This window comes from Candidatus Pelagibacter communis, from assembly GCF_001180225.1.
In the GTDB taxonomy this organism is placed as follows: Bacteria; Pseudomonadota; Alphaproteobacteria; order Pelagibacterales; family Pelagibacteraceae; genus Pelagibacter; species Pelagibacter ubique_D.
Genome location: NZ_CVST01000072.1, coordinates 1 through 955 on the forward strand (window position 1 = coordinate 1; position 955 = coordinate 955).

At 25.8% G+C, this 955-nt stretch carries 1 protein-coding gene; it reads left to right on the forward strand.

Going from position 1 to position 955, the window contains the following annotated elements:
* The coding region (locus tag AMN99_RS05570; RefSeq protein ID WP_143323951.1) for a hypothetical protein at window positions 1-829 on the forward strand (829 nt) is incomplete at its 5' end.
* Between the last annotated feature and the right edge of the window lie 126 nt (window positions 830-955).

The following is a 955-nucleotide window of genomic DNA, read 5'->3' on the forward strand; positions in this document are numbered from 1 at the left end:
TAACCACCCAGTTCATATTATACATCAATACTCTATAGACAATCAATCCTTGACAAAATTTATAGAAAAAATCTCTAGTATGAATAAATCTAAACTTAAAACTGTGGAATATATTTCCAAATCAAGAACTCCATATTTACCGTATAGTTCTATAATTTTAGGTGATTTAATGAATATCACTAATCCAAAAAATATAATATGTTCGATTAGTGGTATTAGAGAAGGTTCTCTTGCAAAGGATCATTTTAAAAATGTAGATGGTAAAGAGGTTTTTGATAAATCATTAGAGCATATTGCAAAAAAAAGAGGAGACTTAGGTTTTACCTTTAAAAAATATTTTGAATTTATAAAACCAGTTTTTGATGGAAATGAACACTTTAGCGAAAAATTGTTAAATTGGGCTTGTGTTCTAAGTCATATGGATTGGGGTTTGGGAGCATTTCAAAAAGCTGAATTAGTTTTTCAAGAAACCTTAAATACTCCTTTATTAAGATTATCGCACAAGGAAAGAATCCAAATAGCTTTGTCATGTTACTGGAGATACTGCAGTATAAAGTATAATCCAAAAATAGAATATCTGACCCATCTAAATAACAATGAAATTTTCTCGAGTAAGCAAGTGGGTTCTGCACTAAGATTTGCTCATTCATTAACCTCAATTTCAACAATTTTTTTAGAGGAATTTAAATTATATAGAAGAGGGAACGCTGTTTTTTTAAAAATACCTTCAGAACATCAGGAAATAATTTCTAAACAAGTCACAAAAAAATTTAAAGCTTTATCAAGAGAATTATTTTTAGAACCTAGAGTAATATATTCGAATAATTAAATAATTTAATTAAAACTGTTTATATTTTTTTAAATAAATTAAAAATATTCCTATGTGTGAAGAATTATTAAATTTTCCATTATTAATAAGTTTAAAAATTTGATTTCTTGTAAAATAATGAATTTT